This is a genomic window from Bradyrhizobium sp. LVM 105 (assembly GCF_003957705.1).
In the GTDB taxonomy this organism is placed as follows: Bacteria; Pseudomonadota; Alphaproteobacteria; order Rhizobiales; family Xanthobacteraceae; genus Bradyrhizobium; species Bradyrhizobium frederickii.
Map to the genome: position 1 here is coordinate 1 of NZ_QZMV01000017.1, position 24,824 is coordinate 24,824.

The 24,824-nt window shown below is 66.1% G+C and carries 19 protein-coding genes and 1 pseudogene; 6 read left to right on the forward strand and 14 right to left on the reverse strand.

Features of this window, described 5'->3' with window-relative positions; genetic code table 11:
• Positions 1–217: 217 nt before the first annotated feature.
• Entirely contained in the window at positions 218–1,711 is a 1,494-nt protein-coding gene (gene guaB, locus D6B98_RS32495; protein ID WP_126261105.1) for an IMP dehydrogenase, read from the reverse strand.
• 388 nt (positions 1,712–2,099) lie between these two features.
• On the opposite strand from guaB, the gene D6B98_RS32500 reads away from it, so the two are divergent.
• Positions 2,100–3,590, forward strand: a complete 1,491-nt coding sequence (locus tag D6B98_RS32500; RefSeq protein ID WP_126261106.1) for an MFS transporter — start codon at positions 2,100–2,102, stop codon at positions 3,588–3,590.
• Positions 3,591–3,695: 105 nt separating this feature from the next.
• Here the strand turns inward: D6B98_RS32500 and D6B98_RS32505 are convergent, their stop codons facing one another.
• Positions 3,696–4,382 carry an RlmE family RNA methyltransferase gene (locus D6B98_RS32505; RefSeq protein ID WP_126261107.1) on the reverse strand — a complete coding sequence of 229 codons (687 nt, stop codon included), beginning with the start codon at positions 4,380–4,382 and terminating at the stop codon, positions 3,696–3,698.
• Between the two features lies 1 nt (position 4,383).
• Positions 4,384–5,451, reverse strand: coding sequence for a Ppx/GppA phosphatase family protein (locus D6B98_RS32510; RefSeq protein WP_126261108.1), 1,068 nt, complete (start codon positions 5,449–5,451; stop codon positions 4,384–4,386).
• Between the two features lie 209 nt (positions 5,452–5,660).
• Between D6B98_RS32510 and D6B98_RS32515 the strand changes: the two genes are divergently transcribed.
• A complete protein-coding gene (locus tag D6B98_RS32515) occupies positions 5,661–8,033 on the forward strand; it encodes a xanthine dehydrogenase family protein molybdopterin-binding subunit (RefSeq protein ID WP_126261109.1) in 2,373 nt (790 codons plus the stop codon).
• A 128-nt stretch (positions 8,034–8,161) separates the two neighbouring features.
• Here the strand turns inward: D6B98_RS32515 and D6B98_RS40215 are convergent, their stop codons facing one another.
• The gene (locus D6B98_RS40215; protein WP_164719022.1) at positions 8,162–8,962 is read right to left on the reverse strand and encodes a hypothetical protein; all 801 of its coding nucleotides are present in this window, start codon (positions 8,960–8,962) and stop codon (positions 8,162–8,164) included.
• 106 nt (positions 8,963–9,068) lie between these two features.
• On the opposite strand from D6B98_RS40215, the gene D6B98_RS32525 reads away from it, so the two are divergent.
• The 3 genes from D6B98_RS32525 to D6B98_RS32535 all read left to right on the forward strand — a co-directional run bounded on the left by D6B98_RS32525 (position 9,069) and on the right by D6B98_RS32535 (position 12,566).
• Positions 9,069–9,560 (forward strand): YaiI/YqxD family protein, encoded by a 492-nt coding sequence (locus D6B98_RS32525; protein WP_126261110.1) that lies wholly within the window; start codon positions 9,069–9,071, stop codon positions 9,558–9,560.
• A gap of 2 nt (positions 9,561–9,562) precedes the next feature.
• Positions 9,563–11,374, forward strand: a complete 1,812-nt coding sequence (locus tag D6B98_RS32530; RefSeq protein ID WP_126261111.1) for an ABC-F family ATP-binding cassette domain-containing protein — start codon at positions 9,563–9,565, stop codon at positions 11,372–11,374.
• A 112-nt stretch (positions 11,375–11,486) separates the two neighbouring features.
• A complete protein-coding gene (locus D6B98_RS32535; RefSeq protein WP_126261112.1) occupies positions 11,487–12,566 on the forward strand; it encodes a D-TA family PLP-dependent enzyme in 1,080 nt (359 codons plus the stop codon).
• A gap of 182 nt (positions 12,567–12,748) precedes the next feature.
• Here D6B98_RS32535 and D6B98_RS32540 read toward each other — a convergent pair whose 3' ends face one another.
• The 8 genes and pseudogenes from D6B98_RS32540 to D6B98_RS32575 form a co-directional block, all read right to left on the reverse strand.
• Positions 12,749–13,981, reverse strand: a complete 1,233-nt coding sequence (locus D6B98_RS32540; protein WP_126261113.1) for a BaiN/RdsA family NAD(P)/FAD-dependent oxidoreductase — start codon at positions 13,979–13,981, stop codon at positions 12,749–12,751.
• A 179-nt stretch (positions 13,982–14,160) separates the two neighbouring features.
• Positions 14,161–15,078 (reverse strand): SDR family NAD(P)-dependent oxidoreductase, encoded by a 918-nt coding sequence (locus D6B98_RS32545; RefSeq protein ID WP_126261114.1) that lies wholly within the window; start codon positions 15,076–15,078, stop codon positions 14,161–14,163.
• A gap of 278 nt (positions 15,079–15,356) precedes the next feature.
• Positions 15,357–15,836, reverse strand: coding sequence for a MaoC family dehydratase (locus tag D6B98_RS32550; RefSeq protein ID WP_126261115.1), 480 nt, complete (start codon positions 15,834–15,836; stop codon positions 15,357–15,359).
• Positions 15,837–15,964: 128 nt separating this feature from the next.
• Entirely contained in the window at positions 15,965–17,683 is a 1,719-nt protein-coding gene (locus D6B98_RS32555; RefSeq protein ID WP_126261116.1) for an AMP-binding protein, read from the reverse strand.
• Positions 17,683–18,585: pseudogene (gene mmsB, locus D6B98_RS32560) on the reverse strand (3-hydroxyisobutyrate dehydrogenase); the annotation flags it as partial. The pseudogene mmsB and the gene D6B98_RS32555, both read right to left, overlap by 1 nt.
• Positions 18,586–18,598: 13 nt before the next feature.
• Entirely contained in the window at positions 18,599–19,666 is a 1,068-nt protein-coding gene (locus D6B98_RS32565; RefSeq protein WP_126261118.1) for an enoyl-CoA hydratase/isomerase family protein, read from the reverse strand.
• Positions 19,663–20,808 (reverse strand): isobutyryl-CoA dehydrogenase, encoded by a 1,146-nt coding sequence (locus D6B98_RS32570; protein ID WP_126261119.1) that lies wholly within the window; start codon positions 20,806–20,808, stop codon positions 19,663–19,665. The genes D6B98_RS32565 and D6B98_RS32570 overlap by 4 nt, the downstream gene beginning before the upstream one ends.
• Positions 20,809–20,933: 125 nt before the next feature.
• Positions 20,934–22,430: a CoA-acylating methylmalonate-semialdehyde dehydrogenase gene (locus D6B98_RS32575; protein WP_126261120.1), complete on the reverse strand. Its 1,497-nt coding sequence runs from the start codon at positions 22,428–22,430 to the stop codon at positions 20,934–20,936.
• 102 nt (positions 22,431–22,532) lie between these two features.
• Between D6B98_RS32575 and D6B98_RS32580 the strand changes: the two genes are divergently transcribed.
• Positions 22,533–23,441 carry a LysR family transcriptional regulator gene (locus D6B98_RS32580; protein WP_126261121.1) on the forward strand — a complete coding sequence of 303 codons (909 nt, stop codon included), beginning with the start codon at positions 22,533–22,535 and terminating at the stop codon, positions 23,439–23,441.
• A 144-nt stretch (positions 23,442–23,585) separates the two neighbouring features.
• Here the strand turns inward: D6B98_RS32580 and D6B98_RS32585 are convergent, their stop codons facing one another.
• Both D6B98_RS32585 and D6B98_RS32590 read right to left on the reverse strand, forming a co-directional pair.
• Positions 23,586–24,203 carry a TetR/AcrR family transcriptional regulator gene (locus tag D6B98_RS32585; RefSeq protein ID WP_126261122.1) on the reverse strand — a complete coding sequence of 206 codons (618 nt, stop codon included), beginning with the start codon at positions 24,201–24,203 and terminating at the stop codon, positions 23,586–23,588.
• Positions 24,204–24,267: 64 nt separating this feature from the next.
• On the reverse strand, positions 24,268–24,801 hold the full coding sequence (locus D6B98_RS32590; protein WP_126261123.1) for a PaaI family thioesterase: 534 nt from the start codon (positions 24,799–24,801) through the stop codon (positions 24,268–24,270).
• Between the last annotated feature and the right edge of the window lie 23 nt (positions 24,802–24,824).

The window sequence follows — 24,824 nt, forward strand, 5'->3', positions numbered from 1 at the left end:
GAATCGACCAATCCAGCCCATTTTGATGTGTCAGCTATGTCTCCGAACACCCGTCAGTGATCTGTCCGGGCTAAACAGAAGGCGGGCGATCCAGTACTCCGAGCGGCTGTGACTGAATCGAGAAGCCGCGGCCTACTAGATGCCCCGCCTCCGCGGGGCATGACACCGTCATCGAGGCGAGCGCACCGAAACCGACACGCAGCCGGGAGTGAAGCGACTAACCCCCGCCCGGATAGTTCGGGCTCTCGCGCGTGATCGTGACGTCGTGGACGTGGCTTTCGCGCAGGCCCGCACCGGTGATGCGGACGAACTGGGCCTTCTCGTGCAGCTCCTTCATATCGCGCGCGCCGACGTAACCCATCGCGGCGCGCAGGCCGCCGGCGAGCTGGTGCATGACGTTGCCGACCGGGCCCTTGTAGGGCACCTGGCCTTCGATGCCTTCCGGCACCAGCTTGAGCGTGTCCTTGATGTCCTGCTGGAAGTAGCGGTCGGCAGATCCCCGCGCCATCGCGCCGACCGAGCCCATGCCGCGATAGGCCTTGTAGGAACGGCCCTGCCACAGGAAGACTTCGCCGGGCGTCTCGTCGGTGCCGGCGAGCAGCGAGCCCACCATGGCGATGTCGGCACCGGCCGCGAGCGCCTTGGCAAGGTCGCCGGAAAACTTGATGCCGCCGTCGGCGATGACGGGGATGTCGGCCTTCTTCGCCGCCTCCACCGCGTCCATGATCGCGGTGAGCTGGGGAACGCCGACGCCGGCGACGATGCGCGTGGTGCAGATCGAGCCCGGGCCGATGCCGACCTTGATGCAATCCGCGCCCGCATCGATCAGCGCCTGGGTGCCCTCGGTGGTGGCGACGTTGCCGGCGACGACCTGCACCGAGTTGGACAGACGCTTGATGCGGTTCACCGCCTGCAGCACGTGACGGGAATGGCCGTGCGCGGTGTCGACGACGATGAGGTCGACACCGGCATCGATCAGCCGCTCGGTACGCTCGAAGCCGGTGTCGCCGACGGTGGTGGCGGCGGCAACGCGCAGGCGACCCTGCGCATCCTTGCAGGCGAGCGGATGGGCAACCGCCTTCTCCATGTCCTTCACGGTGATCAGGCCGACGCAGCGATATTGCTCGTCGACCACGAGCAGCTTCTCGATGCGATGCTGATGCAGCATCCGCCGCGCTTCCTCCTGGCTGACATTCTCGCGCACCGTGACGAGACCTTCATGCGTCATCAGCTCGGAGACTTTTTGCCGGCGGTCGGTGGCAAAGCGGACGTCGCGGTTGGTGAGGATGCCGACCAGCTTGCCGGGCGTGTTCTTGGCGGCGCCGGTGACCACGGGAATGCCGGAGATGCCGTGGTCGCTCATCAGCTTGAGCGCGTCGTCGAGCGAGGCCTCGGGGCTGATGGTGAGCGGGTTCACCACCATGCCCGACTCGTAGCGCTTGACCTGCCGCACCTGGACGGCCTGCCCCTCGGGATCGAAATTGCGGTGGATGACGCCGAGGCCGCCGGCCTGCGCCATCGCGATCGCCATTCGCGCCTCGGTGACGGTATCCATGGCCGAGGCCATGATCGGGATGTTGAGCGGAATGGCGCGGGTGACGCGGGAGCGGATGTCGACCTCGCCCGGCATGACGTCCGACAGGCCCGGCTTCAGCAGCACGTCGTCGAACGTAAAGGCTTCGCGGATGCCCTGAAGTTGCACCGTGGCCATTTGCCAACTCCTTCCTGCGGCCTTGCCGCAAATGCTAATGGATGAGCGCCGCCCTCGGCGTACCTTGCGGCATCGCCTTGAGAATCGGAGCCCATCGGTGGGGTTGACGCGGGTCGATAGCACGGCCGGGCGACGAATCAAAGCAATTCGGACCGCCGGCCAGCCATGCACAGGCTTTTTAAGCAATTTTCAGCGGGGATAGGCTCGGTACGCCCTCCCCCCGCCGTCATTCCGGGGCGCGACAAAGTCGCGAACCCGGAATGACGGTGATAGTCACACCGAGGTCACGCAGGAGTTAGGTGCCATGCGTCGATCCGCAATGGTCGCAGGGGGGCGGCGGTGATAAGCCGCGAGCAGCCCTTCCTCCCTATTTCATTACCAATCCGTCATGGTCGACAAGCAACGCGTCATTCCGCTGATCGTCGCCACTGCTCTCTTCATGGAGAACATGGATTCGACGGTCATCGCCACCTCGCTGCCGGCGATCGCGGCCGACCTCGGCACCAGTCCGCTGACGCTCAAGCTCGCGATCACCTCCTATCTGCTGTCGCTCGCGGTGTTCATTCCGGCGAGCGGCTGGACCGCCGACCGGTTCGGTGCGCGGATGGTGTTCGCGATCGCCGTCGGGGTGTTCATGGTCGGCTCGGTCGGCTGCGCGCTCTCGACCTCCGTCACCGATTTCGTGTTCGCGCGCATCCTGCAAGGCATGGGCGGCGCGATGATGACGCCGGTCGGGCGCCTCGTGCTGCTGCGCTCGGTCGACAAGAGCGCATTGGTCAACGCCATGGCCTGGGTGACGGTCCCTGCCCTCATCGGTCCCGTGATCGGCCCGCCGCTCGGCGGTTTCATCACGACCTACGCGTCCTGGCACTGGATCTTCCTGATCAACATCCCGATCGGGCTGCTCGGCATCTTCATGGCGCTGCGCTTCATCGATCCCATCAAGAGCGAGACCCGGGAGCCGTTCGATCTCTATGGCATGGTGCTCGCGGGAATCGGGCTTGCCGGCATCGCGTTCGGGCTCTCGGTGGCCGGGCTCAACCTCCTGCCCTGGAGCACGGTGGCCGCGCTGGTCGTGGGCGGTACGATCTCGATGACGCTGTATGTCCTGCACGCCCGGCGCACGGGGTCGCCGGTGCTGGACTTCTCGCTGCTGAGGCTGCCGACCCTGCGCGCGGCCGTGTTCGGCGGCTTCCTGTTCCGGCTCGGCATCGGCGCGCTGCCGTTCCTGCTGCCGCTCCTGATGCAGATCGGCTTCGGGCTGACGCCGTTCCATTCCGGCCTCGTCACCTTCGCCTCCTCGCTCGGGGCCATGGGCATGAAGACGCTGGCCGCGCGCATCATCCGCACCTTCGGCTTCCGCAATCTGATGACGGTGAACGCCATCGTCAGCGCCTTCTTCCTCGGCGTCTGCGCGCTGTTCACGGTGTCGACGCCGCTGCTCATCATCATGGTCATCCTGGTGGTCGGCGGCTTCTTCCGCTCGCTGGAGTTCACCGCGATCAACACGGTCGCCTATGCCGACGTCGAGACCGCGCAGATGAGCCGCGCCACTACGCTGGTCAGCGTCAACCAGCAGCTGGCGATCTCGGCCGGCGTCGCCGTCGGCGCGGCTTGCGTCGAGACCACGATGTGGTTCAGCCATGTCAGCGAGATTAACGCCACCGTCTTTGCGCCGGCCTTCGTCGTGGTCGCGCTCACCTCGGCGGCGTCGAGCTGGTTCTTCTGGCAGATGCCGGCGGATGCCGGCCACGAGATCTCCGGCCGCAAGGCCGTGGAGATCGCGAGCCGCAAGGGCGCCGGCAAGGGCGCGGAGAAGGCGGCCGTCAAGGCGGCGAGCGAAGACACGCAGGACGTGCGGGATCAGCGGCTGGGGTAGTTTCTCGCTCGTCATTGCGAGCGCAGCGAAGCAATCCAGAATGCCTCCGCGGCAACAGCCTGGATTGCTTCGTCGCTACGCTCCTCGCAATGACGGATGATGTGGCTACTGCTGTGTCCCGCCGCGAAACCCCGTGGCCAGTACGTAGCGCTCCGAGGAATCCTGCCGGCTCGCGGCCGGCTTGACGTGGCGCACGGTGGCAAAGTCGCGCTTGAGCTGGGCGAGCAGGTCGGCGTCGGCCCCGCTCTGGAACGTTTTGGCCAGGAACGTGCCGCCAGGCTTGAGCACGTCGCAGGCAAACGCCGCCGCGGTCTCGACCAGGCCGACGATGCGGAGCTGGTCGGTCTTGCGGTGGCCGGTGGTGTTGGCGGCCATGTCGGACATCACGACATCGGCGCCGCCGCCCAGCATCGCGGTGAGCTTTTCGGGCGCGTCGTTGTCCATGAAGTCCAGCTGCGCGAAATCGACACCGGGAATCTCGGGCATCTCAAGCAGGTCGATCGCGACGACCTTGCCCTTGCCTTCCGTGGAGCCGACGCGCTTGGCTGCGATCTGGCTCCAGCCGCCGGGTGCCGCGCCGAGATCGACCACGGCCAGGCCGGGCTTCAAGAACCGGAACTTGTCGTCCATCTCCAGGAGCTTGAACGCGGCGCGCGAACGATAGCCCGCTGCCTTGGCCTTGGCGACATAGGGATCGTTGAGCTGCCGCTCCAGCCACAGCTTCGACGACAATTTGCGCTTGCCGCCGGTCTTGACCTGGACGTGCAAGCGGCCGGTGGTGTCCTTGGCCATCTCACCAGCTCCTGAGCGCGCCGTCCTCGCGCATCATCTCGACCAGCATGCCCTCGCGCAGGCCCCGGTCGGCGACGCGCAGGCGCGGCAGCGGGAAGGCGCGCCTGATCGCATCGAGGATGGCGCAGCCGGCGAGCACGAGATCGGCGCGCTCGACGCTGATGCAGCTGTTGGACGCGCGCTCCTCGTAGCTCATGCCGAGCAGCTTGTTGATGGTCGCGGTGATGTCGGAATCGTTCATCCAGATGCTGTCGATGCGGCGGCGGTCGTAGCGGGCGAGGTTGAGATGGATACCGGCGAGCGTCGTCACCGTGCCCGACGTGCCGAGCAGGTGCATGTCGGCGAGATCGCCGCCGTGCTCCTCCGCGAACGGCGCGACATGGTTCGCGACCTCCTCCTCCATCGCAGCGTAGATTTCCGGCGTCACGTCGCGTCCGCCGAACTGCTCGGCGAGCGTGACCACACCATAGGGAATCGACATCCAGGCCTTGATGCGCGGCTCCGGATTTTCCGCGTCGCGCTCGATCCGCACCAGTTCGGTCGAGCCGCCGCCGATGTCGAACAGGATCGCGCCGCGCCCCCTCGGGTCGACCAGCGGCGAGCAACCGAGCACCGCGAGCGCGGCCTCGGTCTCGCGGTCGATCACCTCCAGCTCGATGCCGGTCTCGGCCGCCACGCGGCTGCGGAACCCCTCGGCATTCGAGGCCGCGCGGCAGGCCTCGGTTGCGATCAGTCGCAGCCGGCGCGCTTTCCGCAAGTTGATCTTGTCACGGCAGATGCTGAGCGCGGCGATGGCGCGCTCGATCGCGGCCTCGCTGATGCAACCGGTCGCCGAGACCCCCTCCCCGAGCCGGATGATGCGCGAGAAGGAATCGACGACACGAAAGCCGTCCTGGGTCGGACAGGCGATCAGCAGCCTGCAATTGTTGGTGCCGAGGTCCAGCGCCGCATAGACGCCGGTTCCCGACGTGCCAACGGCCGGTTCGGTGGCCAACGCCACCGTCGCCATCGACCGCTCCAGCTCACCGTGCGGCGCATGGCCGTCGCGGAGCCGCGTGTGGTCATTCATACAAACTGTCTTTCCGCGGCCGGTCGGGCCGGTCTGGAATTGCTTTTTCGCCTGAAACATTAGCAGCGCGGCGGGTATGCGCAACAACGCATCACATGGGACCATGCCCATTCGTGCGTTGTCGTGAACAGGGGCGTGGGTTATCTCAGAGGAGTCCGGTGCCCCGCTGCCGCGAAAATGCGCAAATGCCGGCTTTTCAGGTCAATTCCATGCAAGAACACACCAAATCGTCCACGCTCGAAAACGCTATTGCACTGCAAAAATATGGCGTCGGGCAGCCGGTCCGCCGCAAGGAGGACGACACGCTGGTGCGCGGCAAGGGCCGCTACACCGACGATTTCAACCTGCCCGGGCAGGCCTATGCCGTGGTCGTCCGTTCCACCCACGCTCATGGCATCATCCGAGGCATCGGTATCGATGCCGCCAAGGTAATGCCGGGCGTGCTGGGCGTGTGGACCGGCAAGGATCTCGACGCCGCCGGTTACGGCCCGTTCACCTGCGGCCTGCCGCTGAAGAGCCGCGACGGTTCGCCCCTGCTGCAGACCAACCGCCAGCCGCTCGCGACCGACAAGGTCCGCTTCGTCGGCGATCCCGTCGCCTTCGTGGTGGCGGAGACGCTGGCGCAGGCCCGCGATGCGGCCGAGGCGGTCGAGCTCGACGTCGAGCCGCTGCCGGCGGTGACCGACCCCGAGGAAGCCGCCAAGCAGGGCGCGCCGCAGCTCTATGAGCACATCCCGAACAACGTGGCGCTCGACTATCATTATGGCGACATGGACAAGGTGAACGCGGCGTTCGCCAGCGCCGCCCATGTCACCAGGATCGATATCGAGAACACCCGTGTCGCCGTGGTCTCGATGGAGCCGCGCGTCGGTCTTGCCTCCTACGACAAGCAGACCGAGCGCTACACGCTGCAGGTACCGACGCAAGGCGTCGCCGGCAACCGCGCCAACCTCGCCAAGAACCTGAAAGTGCCGAACGAGAAGGTGCGCATCCTCACCGCCAATGTCGGCGGCTCCTTCGGCATGAAGAACATCAACTATCCCGAATACATGTGCATCCTGTATGCGGCGAAGGCGCTGGGCCGCCCGGTGAAATGGCTCGACGAGCGCTCGACCGCCTTCCTCTCCGACAGCCACGGCCGCGCGCAGAAGATCCACGCCGAGCTCGCGCTCGACGCCGAGGGGCATTTCCTCGCGGCCAAGCTCGAAGGCTACGGCAATGTCGGCGCCTACATCACCGGCGTCGCGCCCGGGCCGCTCTCGCTCAATACCGGCAAGAATTTCTCCAGCGTCTACCGCACGCCGCTGATGGCGGTCGACATCAAGGTGGTGCTGACCAACACCACCTTGATGGGCGCCTATCGCGGCGCCGGCCGGCCCGAGGCCAATTACTACATGGAGCGGCTGATCGACCGCGCCGCCGACGAGATGGGCATCAACCGGCTGACCTTGCGCAAGCGCAACTTCATCAAGCCGAACCAGATCCCGTTCGCGGCCTCCTCCGGCGTCACCTACGACAGCGGCGACTTCCAGGCCGTGTTCAACAAGGCGCTCGAAATCTCCGACCACGAGAATTTCGCCAAGCGCAAGAAGGAGAGCAAAAAGGCCGGCAAGCTGCGCGGCATTGCGGTCGGCTCCTATCTCGAGGTCACCGCGCCGCCGAGCCCCGAGCTCGGCAAGATCGTGTTCGATGCCGACGGTACGGTGCAGCTCATCACCGGCACGCTCGATTACGGCCAGGGCCATGCCACCCCGTTCGCGCAGGTGCTGACCGCGCAGCTTGGGGTTCCCTTCGAGAGCATCAAGCTGGTGCAGGGCGACAGCGACATCGTCCACACCGGCAACGGCACCGGCGGCTCGCGCTCGATCACCGCGAGCGGCCAGGCCATCGTGGGCGCTGCCAAGCTCGTCATCGAGAAAGGCAAGCGCGCGGCGGCGTATATGCTCGAAGCGTCGGAGGCCGACATCGAATTCGAAGGCGGCAGGTTTACGATCGCCGGCACCGATCGCAGCATCGACATCATGGAGCTCGCCAAGCGCTTGCATGACGGCAAGGTGCCGGAGGGCGTGCCTGACAGCCTCGACGTCGACCACACCAGCGAACCGATCGCCTCGGCGTTCCCGAACGGCTGTCACGTCGCCGAGGTCGAGATCGACCCGGAGACCGGCGTGGTGCAGATCGTGCGCTACAGCGCTGTCAACGATTTCGGCACGGTGATCAACCCGATGCTGGTCGCAGGCCAGCTCCATGGCGGCGTCGTGCAGGGCATCGGCCAGGCGCTGATGGAGCAGATCCGCTACGACGAGAGCGGCCAGCCGATCACGGGCTCGCTGATGGACTACGCCCTGCCCCGCGCCGAGGACGTTCCCAACATGACGATCGGCGATCATCCGGTGCCCGCCACCACCAACCCGCTCGGCAGCAAGGGCTGCGGCGAAGCCGGCTGCGCCGGCAGCCTGTCGACGGTGGTGAACGCCGTGCTCGATGCGCTCTCGGATTACGGCATCAAGCACATCGACATGCCGCTGACCCCGGAGCGGGTGTGGCGCGCGATCCAGGAGGCGAAGGCCAAGGCGGCGTAGGGCGTAGGACCTCTCTCCGCCGTCATGGCCGGGCTTGACCCGGCCATCCACGCCTTGACGCACAAAGAACGTGGATGCCCGGGACAAGCCCGGGCATGACGATGTGGTGACGGCGTGCCCCTTCCCTCCTACGCCGCCGCCTGCTCGCGCGGCTGGTAGATCGCGGTGTGCTGGCAATGCGCCAGCGGCGTGGTGCCGTTGGCGACGACCAGCGCGTCGAGCTCGACGAAGCGGTGGCCCTTCTTCTCGTAGTTCGCGGTGACCTTGGCCCGCGCGGTGATCTCGTCGCCGGCGCGCGCGGCGGAGAGCAATTGCATCCGGCTACCGACGTGGATCCAGGGGCCCAGAATGGTGTTGTCGACCAGCACGCGGTTCATGACCCGCTGGATCAGGCCGGGATGGCCAAGCCGCTCGCGCGCGAAGATCGGATCCTTTTCCCTGACATCGGCGAGATAGTCCGCTGCGTCCTGCCCGGCCCAGCGGCGCGGCGCCGTGCCGAGCCATTTGCCCGTCTCGAACGTCGCCGGGCTGACCGGCTTGCGCTCGGCCACCACGGGCACCGCGACATAGTCGTCCAGCGACACCGCCGGCGCGGACACCGGGAGCGAGGCCGTCCCGGTCGCGCAGAGCTCGGTGCGGCTGAACACCTCGATCGTCAGTAATTCGTTGTGCTCGGTGGCGTCGACATCGGCGGTCTCGCCGTCATAGACCGGCTTGATGAAGCGCGCCTCGACCAGCCCGCGCGCCAGGAAATCGCGCCCCCAGCGGGCGATCGGCACGTGCATCATGTAGGCGAAGACGTCGACGCCCGGCACCAGCCCGCCGGAAAAGCCGAAGCGCCGCGCCACCTTGTCGTCGTGCATCTTGTTTTCGGATTGTCTGGCGGTGTTGTAGGCCTCGACGCGGTAGGTTTCGAGCCGGTTCAGCATGGCTGGCGTTCCCCATATTCTTATTGCTTCGGGGCCGATCGTAGGCCCCGGGGAACAGTGGTCAATCCCCTCGCCTTTGCGGCCCGAATGGGGTACCACGCCGCGAATGACTGACACTCCCACCCGCATCTATGTCGATGCCGACGCCTGCCCGGTGAAGGACGAGATCTACCGCGTGGCGCTCAGGCACGGCGTGCCCGTCAGCGTGGTCGCCGGCAATTTCATCCGCGTGCCGCAGGACCCGCTGATCGGGCGCATTGCCGCAGGGAGCGGCATGGACGCGGCCGACGACTGGATCGCGGAGCGCGTCAAGCCGGGCGACGTCGTGGTGACCTCGGACATCCCGCTGGCCAGCCGCTGCGTCAAGGCCGGTGCCGACGTGATCGCGCCGAACGGCAAGCCGTTCACGGAGGAATCGATCGGCATGACGCTGGCGGTGCGCAATCTGATGACGGATCTGCGCTCGGCGGGCGAAGTGACCGGCGGCCCGCGCTCGTTCGCGGCTCGCGACCGCTCCGCCTTCCTCTCGGCGCTTGACCAGACGCTGCGCCGGATCCAGCGCCGCCGTGCGGGCCAAGCCGCAACATCTCAAGGCTGACGATGGCGCCGCCGCTGATCCAACTCAAAGACATCAGGCTGACCTTCGGCGGCACGCCGCTGCTGTCAGGCGTCGAGCTCAACGTCGCGCCATCCGAGCGCGTCTGCCTGATCGGCCGCAACGGCTCGGGCAAATCGACGCTGCTGAAGATCGCGGCCGGCCTCGTCGAGCCCGACGGCGGCACGCGCTTCGTGCAGCCCGGCGCCACCGTGCGCTATCTGCCGCAGGAGCCTGATTTCGGCGCGCACAAGACCACGCTTGCTTACGTCGAGTCCGGGCTCGCCCCCGGCGACGACCAGCACCAGGCGCGCTATCTCCTGGAGCAGCTCGGCCTCACCGGCGAGGAGAACCCGCACGACCTCTCCGGCGGCGAGGCCCGTCGCGCGGCGCTGGCCTATGTGCTGGCGCCCTCGCCGGACATCCTGCTGCTGGACGAGCCGACCAACCATCTCGATCTCGCCACCATCGAATGGCTGGAACAGGAGCTCGACAGCCGCCGCAGCGCGCTGGTGATCATCAGCCACGACCGCCGCTTCCTCACCAACCTGTCGCGCTCGACCGCGTGGCTCGACCGCGGCAGGATCAAGCAGATCGACCGCGGCTTTGCCTCGTTCGAGAGCTGGCGCGACGAGGTGCTGGCGGAAGAAGAGCGCGACCAGCACAAGCTCGACCGCAAGATCGTCGACGAGGAGCACTGGCTGCGTCACGGCGTTTCCGGCCGGCGCAAGCGCAACGTCAAGCGCCTCGCCAATCTGCATGCGCTGCGCGACCAGCGGCGCAATTATCGCGGCACGGCCGGCACCGCCAGTCTCGCAGCGAGCGAAGCCGAGCAATCCGGCAAGCTGGTGATCGAGGCCAAGGGCATCACCAAGGCCTATGGCGAGCGCAAGATCGTCGAGAATTTCTCGACCCGCATCCAGCGCGGCGACCGGCTCGGCATCATCGGGCCGAACGGCGCCGGCAAAACCACGCTGGTCAATCTGCTCACCGGCGGCATGCAGCCGGATTCCGGCACCGTGCGGCTGGGCGCCAATCTGGAGATGGCGACGCTCGACCAGCATCGCGAAAGCCTCGATCCCAAGTCGACACTGGCGGAAGCGCTGACCGGCGGCCGCGGCGACCAGATCATGGTCGGCGGCAAGCCGAAGCACGTCGTCGGCTACATGAAGGACTTCCTGTTCGCGCAGGAGCAGCGCGGCACGCCGCTCGAAGTGCTTTCCGGCGGCGAGCGCGGCCGCTTGATGCTGGCGCGCGCGCTGGCAAAGCCCTCGAACCTCCTGGTGCTGGACGAGCCGACCAACGATCTCGATCTGGAAACGCTCGACGTGCTCGAGGAGATGCTCGGCGATTATGAGGGCACCGTGATCCTGATCAGCCACGACCGCGATTTCCTCGACCGCGTGGTCACCTCGGTGATCGCGCCCGAGGGCAACGGCAAGTGGATCGAATATGCCGGCGGCTACAGCGACATGCTGAGCCAGCGCGGCGCCGACCTCAAGCGCGAGACGGCGAAAGCGCAACCGGTTGCGGAAAAGAAGGAGGAGCGCTCCCCTGCCCCCGCCTCCGCGTCCAAGCGGAAGCTCAGCTTCAACGAGAAGCACGCGCTGGAGACGCTGCCGAAGAAGATGGAGACGCTGCAGGCCGATATCGCCAGGCTGCAGCGCGTGCTCGACGATCCCAATCTCTACGCCAGGGATCGCAAGACATTCGACGATACCTCAGCCGCCATCGCCAAGGCGCATGACGAACTGTCTGCCGCCGAAGAGCGCTGGCTCGAACTGGAAATGCTCCGCGAAGAAATTGAACAGGCTTGAACCGTAGGATGGGTAGAGCGCAGCGAAACCCATCGAAACCTGCCCGGTTGCGGCAAATGATGGGTTTCGCTGCGCTCTACCCATCCTACAGGACCGAACATAGAGACATCCCATGACCACATCCCTCGCCGCCAAGATCGCCCGCGAATACGGCACGCCCTGCGCCGTCATCGACATGGACCGGGTCGAGCGCAACATCGCGCGGATCCAGAAGGCCTGCGACGACGCCGGCATCGCCAATCGCCCGCACATCAAGACGCACAAGAACCCGACCATTGCGAAGATGCAGATCGCGGCCGGCGCCAAGGGCATCACCTGCCAGAAGCTGGGCGAGGCCGAGATCATGGCCAATGCCGGCATCGACGACATCCTGATCAGCTACAACCTGATCGGCGACGAGAAGATGGCGCGCCTCGGGGCGCTGCAGACCAAGGCCAACATGACGGTGGCCGCCGACAACTCGACCGTCGTCGCCGGCCTGCCGAAGGCGGCTGCGGCGTCGGGCCGTCCGCTCTCGGTCGTGGTCGAATGCGACACCGGCCGCAAGCGCGCAGGCGTCGAGACCCCGGCTGAAGCGATTGCGCTGGCGCGCGAGATCGCGGCGTCCAAGGGGCTCGAATTCGCCGGCTTCATGCTGTACCCGACCGAGACCGGCTGGGCGGACGCGCAAAAGTTCTACGACGAGGCGCTGGCCGGCGTGCGCGCGCACGGGCTGGACGCGAAGATCGTCTCGACCGGCGGCACGCCGAACCTCGTCAACATCGGCAAGCTCAAGGGCGGCACCGAGCACCGCTTCGGCACCTATATCTACAACGACCGCATGCAGGTCGCGGCCGGCGTCGCCGGCTGGGACGACTGCGCGTTGCACATCTATTCCACGGTGGTGAGCCGCGCCGCGCCCGAGCGCGGCATCCTTGATGCCGGCTCGAAGACGCTGACGTCAGATACCGGCGGCCTCGACGGCCACGGCCTGATCCTGGAGCACCCCGAGGCCAAGATCGCCAAGTTCGCCGAAGAGCACGGCTTCCTCGACCTCTCCCGCAGCAACACGCGGCCGAATGTCGGCGATGTCGTCCGGATCGTGCCGAACCACGTCTGCGTCGTCGTCAACATGATGGACGAGGTGGTGATGGTCCGCGGCGAGGAGATCATCGGCACGCTGCCGGTGGCGGCGCGGGGGAAGCTGCGGTAGGGCCTGCGTCGCTGGCATCGGAACGCCCGCGCATCCTTCGAGGCTCCCGGCGCGCTGCTTTGCATCGCGCCACTCGCACCTCAGGATGACGCTCTCTCTAAGCCAGCGCAAGCTAATGCTCTTTCGTAGCCGTCACCCTGAGGTGGCCGCTTCTTCAGCGGCCCTCGAAGGGCGGCGGCGTTCTACGAACGCTTCAGCCATTCCAGCACGCCCCTGCCCGCCGCAGCCCCGGTCGCGAACGAGGCCTGCAGCAGGTAGCCGCCGGTCGGCGCTTCCCAGTCCAGCATCTCGCCGGCGGCGAACACGCCGGGCAGCTTGCGCAGCATGAAGCGGTCGTCGAACTCGTCGAAGGTGATCCCGCCCGCGGTCGAGATCGCGCGCTCGATCGGGGCGACGCCTGTGAGCCGCACCGGAATGGCATTGATCAGCTGCGCAAGCTCCGCCGGCGCGAACGAGGCCAGCGATCGGCCGGACGCAATGGCGGCCTCCTGCATCAGGCCGATGCCGACGGGCGACAATTGTGCGGCCTTGCGCAAGAAATTCGCCAGGGATTGCTTGCCGCGCGTGCCCGATAGCCGCGTCGTCAACGCGCCGGTATCGAGGTCGGGCCGCAACGCGATCATCAACGTCGCCTGGCCAAGACCCAGCACCGCCTCCCGCAACTCCGCCGACAGCGCGTAGACCGCGCCGCCTTCGATACCGCTGCGGGTGATCATGGCCTCGCCACGCACCGTGTGTGCACCGACCGTCAGCGCCACGCCCTTGAGCGGCTGTCCCTCGAAGCGATCGCGGAACACGTTTGACCAGGCGACCGTGAAGCCGGAATTGGCGGGCCTCAGTCTGGAAATGGCAACGCCCTTGGCAGCGAGGAGCCCGACCCAGCCGCCATCCGAGCCGAGCCGCGGCCAGCTCGCGCCGCCGAGCGCGAGGACCGTGGCGTCGGCAACGACCGCCGCCTCGCCATCGGGCGTTCGAAGCCGCAGCCGCCCCTCGGCGTCCCAGCCGGTCCAGCGATGCCGGAAGGCAAACCGCACGCCGCTGGCATCGAGGCGCCGCAGCCAGGCGCGCAGCAGGGGCGAGGCCTTGAACGCCTTCGGAAACACCCGGCCGCTGCTGCCGACGAAGGTCGGCTCGCCCAATGCTTCGCTCCACGCCCGCAACGCCTCGGGAGAAAACGCCGCGATCGCCGCTTGCAGCCTCGGCGCCGCCTCGCGATAGCGTGCCATGAACTGCGGCAGCGGCTCGCTGTGGGTGAGATTGAGCCCACCCCGGCCCGCCATCAGGAATTTTCGACCGGCGGACGGCATCGCGTCATACACGGTGACGCGGCCGCCGCCCTGCGCCAGCACTTCCGCCGCCATCAGCCCGGCGGGACCGGCGCCGATGACGGCGATGTCGTTATGGGTTGAGGTCATGGCGGGAGTTTAAAGCAAGCTGAACGCCAAAGAACAGGTCGTCATGCCCGGGCTTGTCCCGGGCATCCACGCGAGCCACGCGGGCGGTGCCAAGAACGTGGATGGCCGGGACAAGCCCGGCCATGACGAACAGAGTGGTTCCGAATTCAAGCCGCGTGCGCCCCGGAATGACGGTGGGGTTAGAGCTTGATCCCCGCCCGCGCCGCGGCCTGCGCCACGTATTTCTGCGTCTGCTCGAACGCGCCGGTCAGCGCCTTGGCATTCGACATGTCGCTGATCTCGGCGAAATGCGCGGCGATGGCGTCGGGCGTCCATTCGGACTCCGGCAGGTTGATGCCTTCGCTCTCCAGGATCTTGATCACGGCGAAGGAGCCGGCGCCGGCCCCCATGATGGTGCGGGTCGGGGCGTCCTCGCTCAGCATGTACTCGACCGCCGGCGTGATCGCATTCGGCTTCATCAGTTGCAGCGCCTGCGGCGGCAGCAGCTCTTCCGTCATACGGGTCGCCGCCGTCGGCGAGATGATGTTGACGCGGATGTCGTTCTTGCGGCCCTCTTCCGCGAGCACGTTCATCAGGCCGACCATGCCCGACTTCGCCGCGCCGTAATTGGCCTGGCCGAAATTGCCGTAGAGGCCGGAGGACGAGGTCGTCAGCACGATGCGGCCATAGTTGCGGTCGCGCATGCCGGCCCAAGCCGCCTTGCAGCAATAGAAGGTGCCGACGAGGTGCACGTCCAGCACCTTCTGGAAATCGGCGGGCTCCATCTTGCCGAACGACTTGTCGCGCAAGATGCCGGCATTGGCGCACAAGAGGTCGACGCTGCCCCATTCCTTGGTGGCGCGCTCGACCATGGCGGTGACCTGCTCGAAGTTCGAGACGTCAGCGCCGTCGGCCATCGCCGTGCCGCCAGCCTTGCGAATTTCCTCGACCACGGCTTCGGCCGGCGACAGCGAACCACCGGTGCCGTCGCGCGCGCCGCCGAAATCGTTGACCACGACTTTCGCGCCACGGCTGGCCAGCCCCAGCGCATGCGCCTTACCAAGACCATTGCCCGCGCCGGTGACGATGGCGACGCGTCCGTCGAACCTGATTGCCATGAGTGCAGTTCCTGCTTCCTTGTGCTTCTCCCCTTGTGGGAGAAGGTGGGATAGGCGGCCTCCGGCCGCCGTTCTTGAGAACGCCGACGCGTAGCGTCGGCTACGGCGCCGGATGAGGGGTTTGCTTCTACAAGCGAGTCCGCGGAGAGAGACCCCTCACCCGGCTTCGCATTCGCGAAGCCACCCTCTCCCACAAGGGGAGAGGGTGACACCGTGCTTTGGGTCGCTTTTTGAGCAGCGATAAATGTCCGGGTCAAGCCCGACCATGACGGGCGCAGTTACTCGAAATAGATCAGACCCAGCCACTCCGCGACCAGCGCGGGCTTGTCCTCGCCTTCGATCTCGACCGTGACGTTGGTGCGGGACTGCAACTCGTTCGGCTTGCGCAGCTTGGCCTCCGCCAGCACGAAGCGGCCGCGGACGCGCTTGCCCGAGCGGACCGGTGAGATGAAGCGCAGTCGGTCGAAGCCGTAATTCACCCCCATCGTGGTACCTGCGATGACGGGCATCACCTCGTAGGACATGATCGACAGCAGCGACATCGTCAGGAAACCGTGCGCGATGGTGCTGCCGAAAGCGGTTTCCTTCTTGGCTCTTTCAGGGTCAACGTGGATGAACTGGTGATCCTCGATCACGTCGGCATAGGTGTCGATGCGCGGCTGGTCGATCAGGTGCCAGGACGACACGCCGATCTCCTTGCCGACCAGGGCCTGATAGGCCTCGAGCGCGATCGGCGGCTTCTTCCAGATTTGGTTCATTGATGACTCCAACCACCGTCATTCCGGGGCGCGCGAAGCGCGAACCCGGAATCCATTTGACAGCAAACTCTGCCGCAAAATGGATTCCGGGTTCGATGCTGCGCATCGCCCCGGAATGACAAGCTCCACTAAGTTTCGCCCCTTGCCTTCGACAAGTCCGGAAAATCCTCCTCGCGGAATTCCCGGCCGCGCAGGGGATCGTCGCGATCGTCGTCGCGTTCGAGCCGTCGTAGCTGCACGCGACGGATTTTGCCAGAGATGGTCTTCGGCAGCTCGGTGACGATTTCGAGGCGGCGGACGCGCTTGAACGGGGCCAGCCGCGTATGCAGATGCCTGAAGATGGAGAGCGCCGTTTCCGGCGTCCGCTCCGTGCCCGAGGTCAGCAGCACGAAGGCTTTGGGAACGGCAAGGCGGATCGGGTCCGGGCTCGGCACCACCGCAGCTTCCGCGACGAGCTCGTGCTCGAGCAGCACGCTCTCGAGCTCGAACGGGCTGATGCGGTAATCGGATGACTTGAACACGTCGTCGGAGCGGCCGACGAAGGTGAGATAGCCCTCGTCGTCCTCGAACACGACGTCGCCGCTGCGATAGAGCTCACCCTCGGCGCCGGACAACTGGCCGTCGGCGCCCTGGTAACCCTGCATCAGGCCGGCGGGCCGCTCGGTGCCCAGCACCAGCGTGACCTCGCCTTCCTTGGCCGGGTTCCCGTCGGCGTCGCTGATCTGCACGCGATAGCCCGGCAACGGCCGGCCCATCGAGCCGATCTTGATCTTCTGGCCTGGCGAGTTGCCGGCCAGCGCGGTGGTCTCGGTCTGGCCGTAGCCGTCGCGGATGGTGAGGCCCCAGGCCGCCCGCACCTGGTCGATCACTTCAGGATTGAGCGGCTCGCCGGCGCCGCAGACCTCGCGCAAGCTCACCTTGAACGCAGCCAGGTTCTCCTGGATGAACAGCCGCCACACCGTCGGCGGCGCACAGAGCGTGGTGACGCCGCAGCGGCCGATGGTGGCGAGCAGGCCTTTTGCATCGAAGCGCGGCTGGTTGACCACGAACACGGTCGCGCCCGCATTCCACGGCGCGAAGAAGCAGCTCCAGGCGTGCTTGGCCCAGCCGGGCGAGGAAATGTTGAGATGGACGTCGCCGGGCTTCAGCCCGATCCAGTACATGGTCGAGAGATGGCCGACAGGATAGCTGCGCTGGCTGTGCCGGACGAGTTTTGGTTTTGCCGTCGTGCCCGAGGTGAAATAGAGCAGCATCGGATCGTCGGCGTTGGTCGGACCATCAGCTGCAAAACTCTCGGAAGCCCTTGCCGCATCATCATATGACAACCATCCGTCGGAGGCGGCGCCGACCACGATGCGAACGATGTTTTCCGCACCAAGGCTCGCAAACTTCGCGACCTGATCCTGGGCGGCAATTACTGCCTTGGCCTTGCCGCGATCGAGCCGGTCGCGCAGCTCATCCGCGGTGAGCAGCGTGGTCGCGGGAATCACGACGACGCCGAGCTTCATCGCCGCGAGCATGGTCTCCCACAGCGGAACCACATTGCCGAGCAGCAACAGCAGATGGTCGCCGCGCTGCAGGCCTTGCGCGCGGAGAAAATTCGCGACCTGGTTGGAGCGCTGCGAGAGCGCCGCAAAGGACAGCTTTGTCTGGCGATCCTGTGCGGCATCGACGATCCAGAGCGCGGGACGATCCCTGCTCTCCGCATGGGTTGCCAGCTCGGCGTCGAACCAGTCGAGCGCCCAGTTGAAGGCGCCCGGATCCGGCCAACGGAAGCCTTTGACCGCCGTCTCGTAATCCGTGCGATGTTGCAGAAGGAACGCGCGCGCTTCCTGGAATGTCGTCATCAAGCTTTCCCGGCTAGACTCCTAACGTGCTTGATAATTCCGGAAAAATCCACCCCACCCTGGCCGGCTGCGTCGAAAGACTGATAGATCTCCTGCGCATGCTTGCCGAGCGGCGTGGCCGCGCCGGCAGCCTTGGCGGCATCCTGCGCCAGCGTCAAATCCTTCACCATCAGCGCCGAAGCAAAGCCCGGCTTGTAGTCGTTGTTCGCGGGCGAGGTCGGCACCGGACCCGGAACCGGGCAATAGGTCGTCAGCGACCAGCACTGGCCCGAGGAGGTCGAGGCGACGTCGAACAGCGCCTGATGCGAAAGGCCGAGCTTCTCGCCGAGCGCAAAGGCCTCGCTGACCGCGATCATGGAGATGCCGAGGATCATGTTGTTGCAAATCTTTGCCGCCTGGCCGGCGCCGGCACCGCCGCAGTGGACGATCTTCTTGCCCATGTTCTCCAGCACCGGCTTGGCCGCGGCGAACGCCTTCTCCTCGCCGCCGCACATGAAGGTGAGCGTCGCGCCCTTGGCGCCGCCGGTGCCGCCGGAGACCGGCGCATCGACCGAGAGCACGCCGTTCTTGGCGGCCAGTGCATGCACGGCCCTCGCGCTCTCGACGTCGATGGTGGAGCTGTCGATGATCAGCGCGCCCTTGGTCATGGCGGGCACGACCTCGTTCCAGACGCCGAGCACGTGCTTGCCCGCGGGGAGCATGGTGACGACGACATCGGCGCCCCTCACCGCGGCGGACGCGCTGTCGGCAATGCCGGCGCCATCGGCCTTCGCCTGATTTCGCGAGGCTTCGACGAGGTCGAATGCCACCACCTTATGGCCGGCCTTGACGAGGTTAGCCGCCATCGGGCCGCCCATGTTGCCGAGACCGATGAATGCGATCGTGGCCATTGTCGTTTCCTCCGCTGTCGCGTTGTTAGTTGAACTTCAGCTCATCAGTGCCGATCTCGGCGAGATACGGCGCCAGCATTTCCGGCGTCACATCCTCGATTCTTCGCGGCGACCAGGTCGGGTTGCGGTCCTTGTCGATCACGGCGGCGCGCACGCCCTCGCGAAAATCGTCGCTGCGGTAAACTTCCAGCGCGGCGCGGTATTCGCGCACCAGACACTCCTCCAGGCTCGATGAAGCGCGCGCGAGCCGCAACAGCTTCAGCGTCACCACCATGCCGCGCGGCGATTTTTCGTTGAGCGTCTTCAGCGTGGCCAGCGCAAATTCGGAGCCGTCGCGCTCGAGCGCCGCAACGATGTCCTCCATGCGGTCGAAGCCGAACAGCGCGTCGATGATGGGCCCTTTTGCGGCCACCGGCCCCGCGGCCTCGCCGGTCGCAAAGCCGCCGATCAGCTTGCTGACGTCGGCGGCGGTCGCGCCGGAACGCAGCTTGGTCAGGGCCTCGCGCAGCTCCGGCAACTTCGCCGCCGGCACGACCCAGTCGGCGAACTTGGCATGGATCGCATCCGGCCCGTTCATGGTCTGGCCGGTCAGCCCGAAATAGGTTCCGATCTCGCCCGGCGAATGCGACAACAGATAGGTGCCGCCGACATCGGGGAAGAAGCCGAGGCCGACTTCGGGCATCGCCAGCTTGGTGCGATCCGTAACGACGCGATGGCTGGCATGGGCAGACAGGCCGACGCCCCCGCCCATCACGATGCCGTCCATGAAGGCGACATACGGCTTCGGGAATTTCTTGATCCGGGCGTTGAGGATGTATTCCTCGCGCCACAGGATCTTGCCGAGGTCGCCGTTCACCTTCGAGCTCTCCCAGAGTGCGCGGATGTCGCCGCCGGCGCAGAGGCCGCGCTCGCCGGCACCTTCCAGCACGATCACGGCGACGGCCGGATCGGTCTCGAAGCGATCGAGTGCCTTCTCGATGTCGCGAAACATCTCCAGCGTCACGGCATTGATCGCCTTGGGACGGTTGAGCCTGATGATGCCGGCCGCACCCTCGACGCGGGCGATGAGATCGCCCTCTTCCACTCCGCTCATCGCGCGCCCTCGATCAGTTTGCGCGCCACGATGAGCCGCATGATTTCGTTGGTGCCTTCGAGGATCTGGTGCACGCGTAGGTCGCGCACGATCTTCTCGATGCCGTACTCGCTGAGGTAGCCGTAGCCACCGTGAAGCTGCAGCGCGTGGTTGGCAACCTCGAAGCCGACATCGGTGCCGAAGCGCTTGGCCATCGCGCACAGCATGGTGGCATCGGGATCCTTGCGATCGAGCGCCGCCGCAGCCCGCCACAAAAAGGTGCGCGCCGCCTCGAGCTCGATCGCCATGTCGGCAAGTCGGAATTGCAGCGCCTGGAATTCGTCGAGGCGCTTGCCGAACGCCTTACGCTCCTTCATGTAGGCGCGCGCCTTGTCGAGCGCGGTCTGGGCGCCGCCGAGCGAGCACGCCGTGATATTGAGGCGGCCGCCGTCGAGGCCCGCCATCGCGATCTTGAAGCCGACGCCCTCCTCGCTCAGGCGATTGGCAACAGGCACGCGGGCGTTCTCGAACATCACCGCACGGGTCGGCTGTGCGTTCCAACCCATCTTGCGCTCGTTGGCGCCGAAGGAGACGCCCGGCGTCTTGCCGTCGATGACGAGGGTCGAGATGCCGCCCGGACCGTCACCGCCGGTCCGCACCATCGCCACCAGCAGATCGGTGCCGCCGGCGCCGGAGATGAACTGCTTCTGGCCGTTGAGGACGTAATGGTCGCCGTCGCGCACCGCGCGGGTGCGCAACGCTGCCGCGTCCGAGCCCGCGCCCGGCTCGGTCAGGCAGTAGCTTGCGATCAGCTCCATGGTGCAGAGTCTTGGCAGCCATTGGTGGCGCTGGGTGTCGCTGCCGTAGGCGTCGATCATCCAGGACGCCATGTTGTGGATGGAGATGAAGGCCGAGGTGGTCGGGCAGCCCGTCGCCAGCGCCTCGAAGATCAGCGCCGCGTCGAACCGCGTCATCGCGGATCCCCCGACATCGTCGCGGATATAAATGCCGCCCACGCCGAGCGTCGCGGCCTCGCGCATGACGTCGACGGGGAAATGCTTCTCCTCGTCCCAGCGCAGCGCATGCGGCGCGATCTTCTCCGCCGCAAACGCCAGCGCCATGTCGCGAACCGCGATCTGATCCTCGTTCAGAGCGAACTGCATGCTGCCGCTTACCCTTTCACTCCACCGTCATTGCGGCGCAGCGAAGCAATCCAGGCTGCCTCCGCGGAAAGACGCTGGATTGCTTCGTCGCTACGCTCCTCGCAATGACGGGCTGGGCTACAGCCTTACTTCATCAGCGGGATCGAGAATTCCGCGCCTTCCTTGACGCCGGACGGCCAGCGCGAGGTCACGGTCTTGGTCTTGGTGTAGAAACGGACCGAGTCCGGACCGTGCTGGTTAAGATCGCCGAAGCCCGACTTCTTCCAGCCGCCGAAGGTGTAATAGGCGATCGGCACCGGGATCGGCACGTTGATGCCGACCATGCCGACATTGACCCTGGCCGCGAAGTCGCGCGCGGCATCGCCGTCGCGGGTGAAGATGGCAACGCCGTTGCCGTAGTCGTGCTCCGACGGCAGCGCGAGCGCTTCCTTGTAATCATGTGCGCGCACGACCGAGAGCACCGGGCCGAAGATCTCTTCCTTGTAGATCCGCATGTCCTTGGTGACGTTGTCGAACAGCGAGCCACCGAGATAAAAGCCCTTCTCGTAACCCTGCATCTTGAAGCCGCGGCCGTCGACCGCGAGGGTTGCGCCTTCCTTGATGCCGATGTCGATATAGCTCTTGACCTTCTCGACCGCCTCGCGCGTGACCAGCGGGCCGTAATCGGCGGACGGATCGATCGAGGTGCCGATCTTGAGGCTCTCGACGCGCGGGATCAGCTTTTCCATCAGCCGGTCGGCCGTGGACTTGCCGACGGGGACCGCGACCGAGACGGCCATGCAGCGTTCGCCGGCGGAGCCGTAGCCGGCACCGATCAGCGCGTCGACGGCCTGGTCCATGTCGGCGTCGGGCATGATGATGGCGTGGTTCTTGGCGCCACCGAAACACTGGCAGCGCTTGCCGGTTTGCGCGGCGCGCTCATAGATGTACTGCGCGATCGGGGTGGAGCCGACGAAGCCGATGGCCTTGATGTCGGGGTCGTCGAGGATGGCGTCAACCGCTTCCTTGTCGCCGTTGACGACGTTGAGGATGCCGGCCGGCAGGCCTGCTTCCATCATGAGTTCAGCGAGCAGCATCGGCACGCCGGGATCGCGCTCCGACGGCTTGAGGATGAAGGCGTTGCCGCAGGCGATCGCGGGCGCGAACTTCCACATCGGGATCATCGCCGGGAAGTTGAACGGCGTGATGCCGGCGACGACGCCGAGCGGCTGGCGCATCGAATAGATATCGATCCCGGGACCTGCGCCCTCGGTGTATTCGCCCTTCATCAGATGCGGGATGCCGCAGGCGAACTCGGCGACCTCGAGGCCGCGCTGGATGTCGCCTTTGGCGTCCGGCACGGTCTTGCCGTGCTCGCGGGCGAGCAGCTCGGCGAGCTTGTCGTAGTCGCGCTGCACCAGCTCGACGAACTTCATCATGACGCGGGCGCGGCGCTGCGGGTTGGTGGCGGCCCATTCGGGCTGTGCGGCGCGCGCGTTCTCGACGGCGGCGCGGACCTCGGCCTTGGACGCCAGGGCCACCTTGGCCTGGACGTCACCGGTCATCGGCTCGAAAACGTCGGCGGTGCGGCCAGAGGTGCCCTTGACCTCCTTGCCACCGATGAAATGTCCGATTGAACGCATGGAATGATCTCCTGAGGTCCGAGCTTGAACGCTTTGACAAATCCTATCGACCTGCATTTTATAGGATTCAAGTCTGAGATATTGCACCATAGATGTGCGAAAATGCTGGATCAAGGCGCTATCGATTGGGACGACTTTCGCTTCGTGCTGGCCATCGTGCGGGGCGGCTCGGTCTCGGCTGCGGCAAAACAGCTGGGCGTCGACCATGCCACGGTGATCCGTCGGGTCGACCGGCTGGAAAGGCACCTCTCGGCGAAACTGTTTGACCGGCGCAAGACCGGCTACCTCCTCACCGAAGCCGGCCAGCGCGTCGCCGACAGCGCCGAAGCCATGGAATCGACCATCGTCGCCAACCAGGAGCAGGTCGGAGGCTCGGTGGCGCGGCTGACCGGCACGGTCCGGATCGGGGCGCCTGATGGCTTCGGTACCGCCTTCCTGGCGCCGCGGCTGGCGCCCTTCGCCGACCGGTATCCCGATCTCGATCTGCAACTGGTGGCGACCGCGCGGCTGTTCAGTCTCTCCAAGCGCGAGGCCGACATCGCCATCAGCCTGACCATGCCGAAGGAAGGCCGCATCGTCGGCCGCAAGCTGCTCGACTACCGCCTCGGTCTCTATGCCGCGCCCGCCTATCTCGACCGCTTCCCGAAAATCACCTCGCGCGAGGTGCTGCCGCAGCACCGCTTCGTCGGTTACATCGAGGAGCTCTTGTTCACGCCGGAGCTCGATTATCTGCCGCAGGTGTCGCCGCGGATCTCCGCGCGCTTTCGCAGCGCCAATCTGATCGCCCAGCTCAACGCCACGCTCTCCGGTTTCGGCATCGCGGTGCTGCCCCACTTCATGGCGAACGACTATCCGCAACTCGTTCCGGTGCTGCCCGACGAGATCTCGATCACGCGCACGTTCTGGATGCTGATGCACGCCGACAGCAAGGATCTGGCGCGCATACGCGCGGTGGCGGACTACATCGGCGAGATCGTGGAGCGCGAGCGGGCGCTGTTCGCGGGGAGGTGAGCGACGATCTCCTAGTCTCGTAGGGTGGGCAAAGCGAAGCGTGCCCACGTCACCCCTGACACACGTCAACCCTGGCAATGGAGGGATCGTGGGCACGGCGCTGACGCGCCTTTGCCCACCCTACGGCATCGCCGGAGACCTCGGCTAGCTCTTCGCCCTCTTCGCCACCGCAGCCTTCGGCTCGCGCCTTGCGCCCTCCAGGGCAATGTCCCTGCCCGCCTTCAACACCTCGTCGGACATCTCGCTCGACCCCGCGATGCGCGCGAGCAGCATGGTGCCGGCCATCGTCGCCAGCGTCGCGATCGCCTGCTTGCGTGCGGCCTTGCGCGGCTGGTTCGGGATGTAGTCCGCCAGCTGCTCGATCATCTCGTCGAGCTTGCCGGCAAAGGCCTTGCGCGCCTTCGGGCTCTCGCGGGCGATCTCAGCGCCGAGGGCAGGAATCGAGCAGCCATGGCCGGGATTGTCGCGATGCAGCGCCGAGAGATAGGCCTCCGCGACCAACGCCAGCCGCTTTTCCGGCGAAACCTCGTCGGTGATCTTGTGCCAGTGCTCCATCGAGCGGTCCATCGCATAACCGAACGCCTCGATCACCAGCGCCTCGCGGGAATCGAAATGAGCGTAGAAGCCGCCATGGGTCAGGCCGGCCTCCTTCATGAGATCGGCGACGCCGATGCCGTGGGCGCCTTTCTCGCGCAGCCGCACGGAAGCCTTCTTGACGATGCGGTCGTGGGTTTCCTGCTTGTGTTCCCGGGAATAGCGCATGCTGGTCTCATTGGATGTCGGAAATCATCTCATAACACGCGGAGGCCGAAATGGGTGCATTAATTCATGTTAAGTTGCTCCCGATCATCGAAAAGGTTGCGGTTGCATGCACCGCGAGAGCGCCCTTACCGTCCCGGACGAAGCCTTCGGTGTAGCTGGTCTGCCGCCCCAGCTTGATCACCCTACCTTCGGCCGAGATCAGCCCGGAACGGACCGAGAGCGGACGCAGGAACGCCAGCTTCAGCTCCAGAGTCACCGAGCCCTGGCCGGCCTCGAGCCGGGTCGAAATGGCGCAGCCCATGGCGGTATCGAGCAGCGCTGCGGCGGTCGCGCCGTGAATGAGGCCAATGGTGTTTTCGAGATCCTCACGCGGCTCCAGTTCCATGACGATCCGACCCGGCTCGACCACGGCCACGATGAAGCCGATCAGTTTCGCGAAAGGCGGCGGCGGCAGCCGGCCGTCGCGAATGCCCAGCATGGCGTCCATGCCGGACAGCCCCATGGCCGCTCTCGCCACCGGCGCGGGCGCCTGCCAGTCCACCACGCGCTGACGCCGCTGCGCCGGCGAAAACAGGTCGAGTTGATCGATGTCAGTCATAGCCGCCTCTTTGTATTATGCAT

Bases quoted from the DNA above. Each gene is read 5' to 3' on its own strand.
- guaB (WP_126261105.1), bottom strand. From the start codon at position 1,711: ATGGCCACGGTGCAACTTCAGGGCATCCGCGAAGCCTTTACGTTCGAC.
- D6B98_RS32500 (WP_126261106.1), top strand. From the start codon at position 2,100: ATGGTCGACAAGCAACGCGTCATTCCGCTGATCGTCGCCACTGCTCTC.
- D6B98_RS32505 (WP_126261107.1), bottom strand. From the start codon at position 4,382: ATGGCCAAGGACACCACCGGCCGCTTGCACGTCCAGGTCAAGACCGGC.
- D6B98_RS32510 (WP_126261108.1), bottom strand. From the start codon at position 5,451: ATGAATGACCACACGCGGCTCCGCGACGGCCATGCGCCGCACGGTGAG.
- D6B98_RS32515 (WP_126261109.1), top strand. From the start codon at position 5,661: ATGCAAGAACACACCAAATCGTCCACGCTCGAAAACGCTATTGCACTG.
- D6B98_RS40215 (WP_164719022.1), bottom strand. From the start codon at position 8,962: ATGCTGAACCGGCTCGAAACCTACCGCGTCGAGGCCTACAACACCGCC.
- D6B98_RS32525 (WP_126261110.1), top strand. From the start codon at position 9,069: ATGACTGACACTCCCACCCGCATCTATGTCGATGCCGACGCCTGCCCG.
- D6B98_RS32530 (WP_126261111.1), top strand. From the start codon at position 9,563: ATGGCGCCGCCGCTGATCCAACTCAAAGACATCAGGCTGACCTTCGGC.
- D6B98_RS32535 (WP_126261112.1), top strand. From the start codon at position 11,487: ATGACCACATCCCTCGCCGCCAAGATCGCCCGCGAATACGGCACGCCC.
- D6B98_RS32540 (WP_126261113.1), bottom strand. From the start codon at position 13,981: ATGACCTCAACCCATAACGACATCGCCGTCATCGGCGCCGGTCCCGCC.
- D6B98_RS32545 (WP_126261114.1), bottom strand. From the start codon at position 15,078: ATGGCAATCAGGTTCGACGGACGCGTCGCCATCGTCACCGGCGCGGGC.
- D6B98_RS32550 (WP_126261115.1), bottom strand. From the start codon at position 15,836: ATGAACCAAATCTGGAAGAAGCCGCCGATCGCGCTCGAGGCCTATCAG.
- D6B98_RS32555 (WP_126261116.1), bottom strand. From the start codon at position 17,683: ATGACGACATTCCAGGAAGCGCGCGCGTTCCTTCTGCAACATCGCACG.
- D6B98_RS32565 (WP_126261118.1), bottom strand. From the start codon at position 19,666: ATGAGCGGAGTGGAAGAGGGCGATCTCATCGCCCGCGTCGAGGGTGCG.
- D6B98_RS32570 (WP_126261119.1), bottom strand. From the start codon at position 20,808: ATGCAGTTCGCTCTGAACGAGGATCAGATCGCGGTTCGCGACATGGCG.
- D6B98_RS32575 (WP_126261120.1), bottom strand. From the start codon at position 22,430: ATGCGTTCAATCGGACATTTCATCGGTGGCAAGGAGGTCAAGGGCACC.
- D6B98_RS32580 (WP_126261121.1), top strand. From the start codon at position 22,533: ATGCTGGATCAAGGCGCTATCGATTGGGACGACTTTCGCTTCGTGCTG.
- D6B98_RS32585 (WP_126261122.1), bottom strand. From the start codon at position 24,203: ATGCGCTATTCCCGGGAACACAAGCAGGAAACCCACGACCGCATCGTC.
- D6B98_RS32590 (WP_126261123.1), bottom strand. From the start codon at position 24,801: ATGACTGACATCGATCAACTCGACCTGTTTTCGCCGGCGCAGCGGCGT.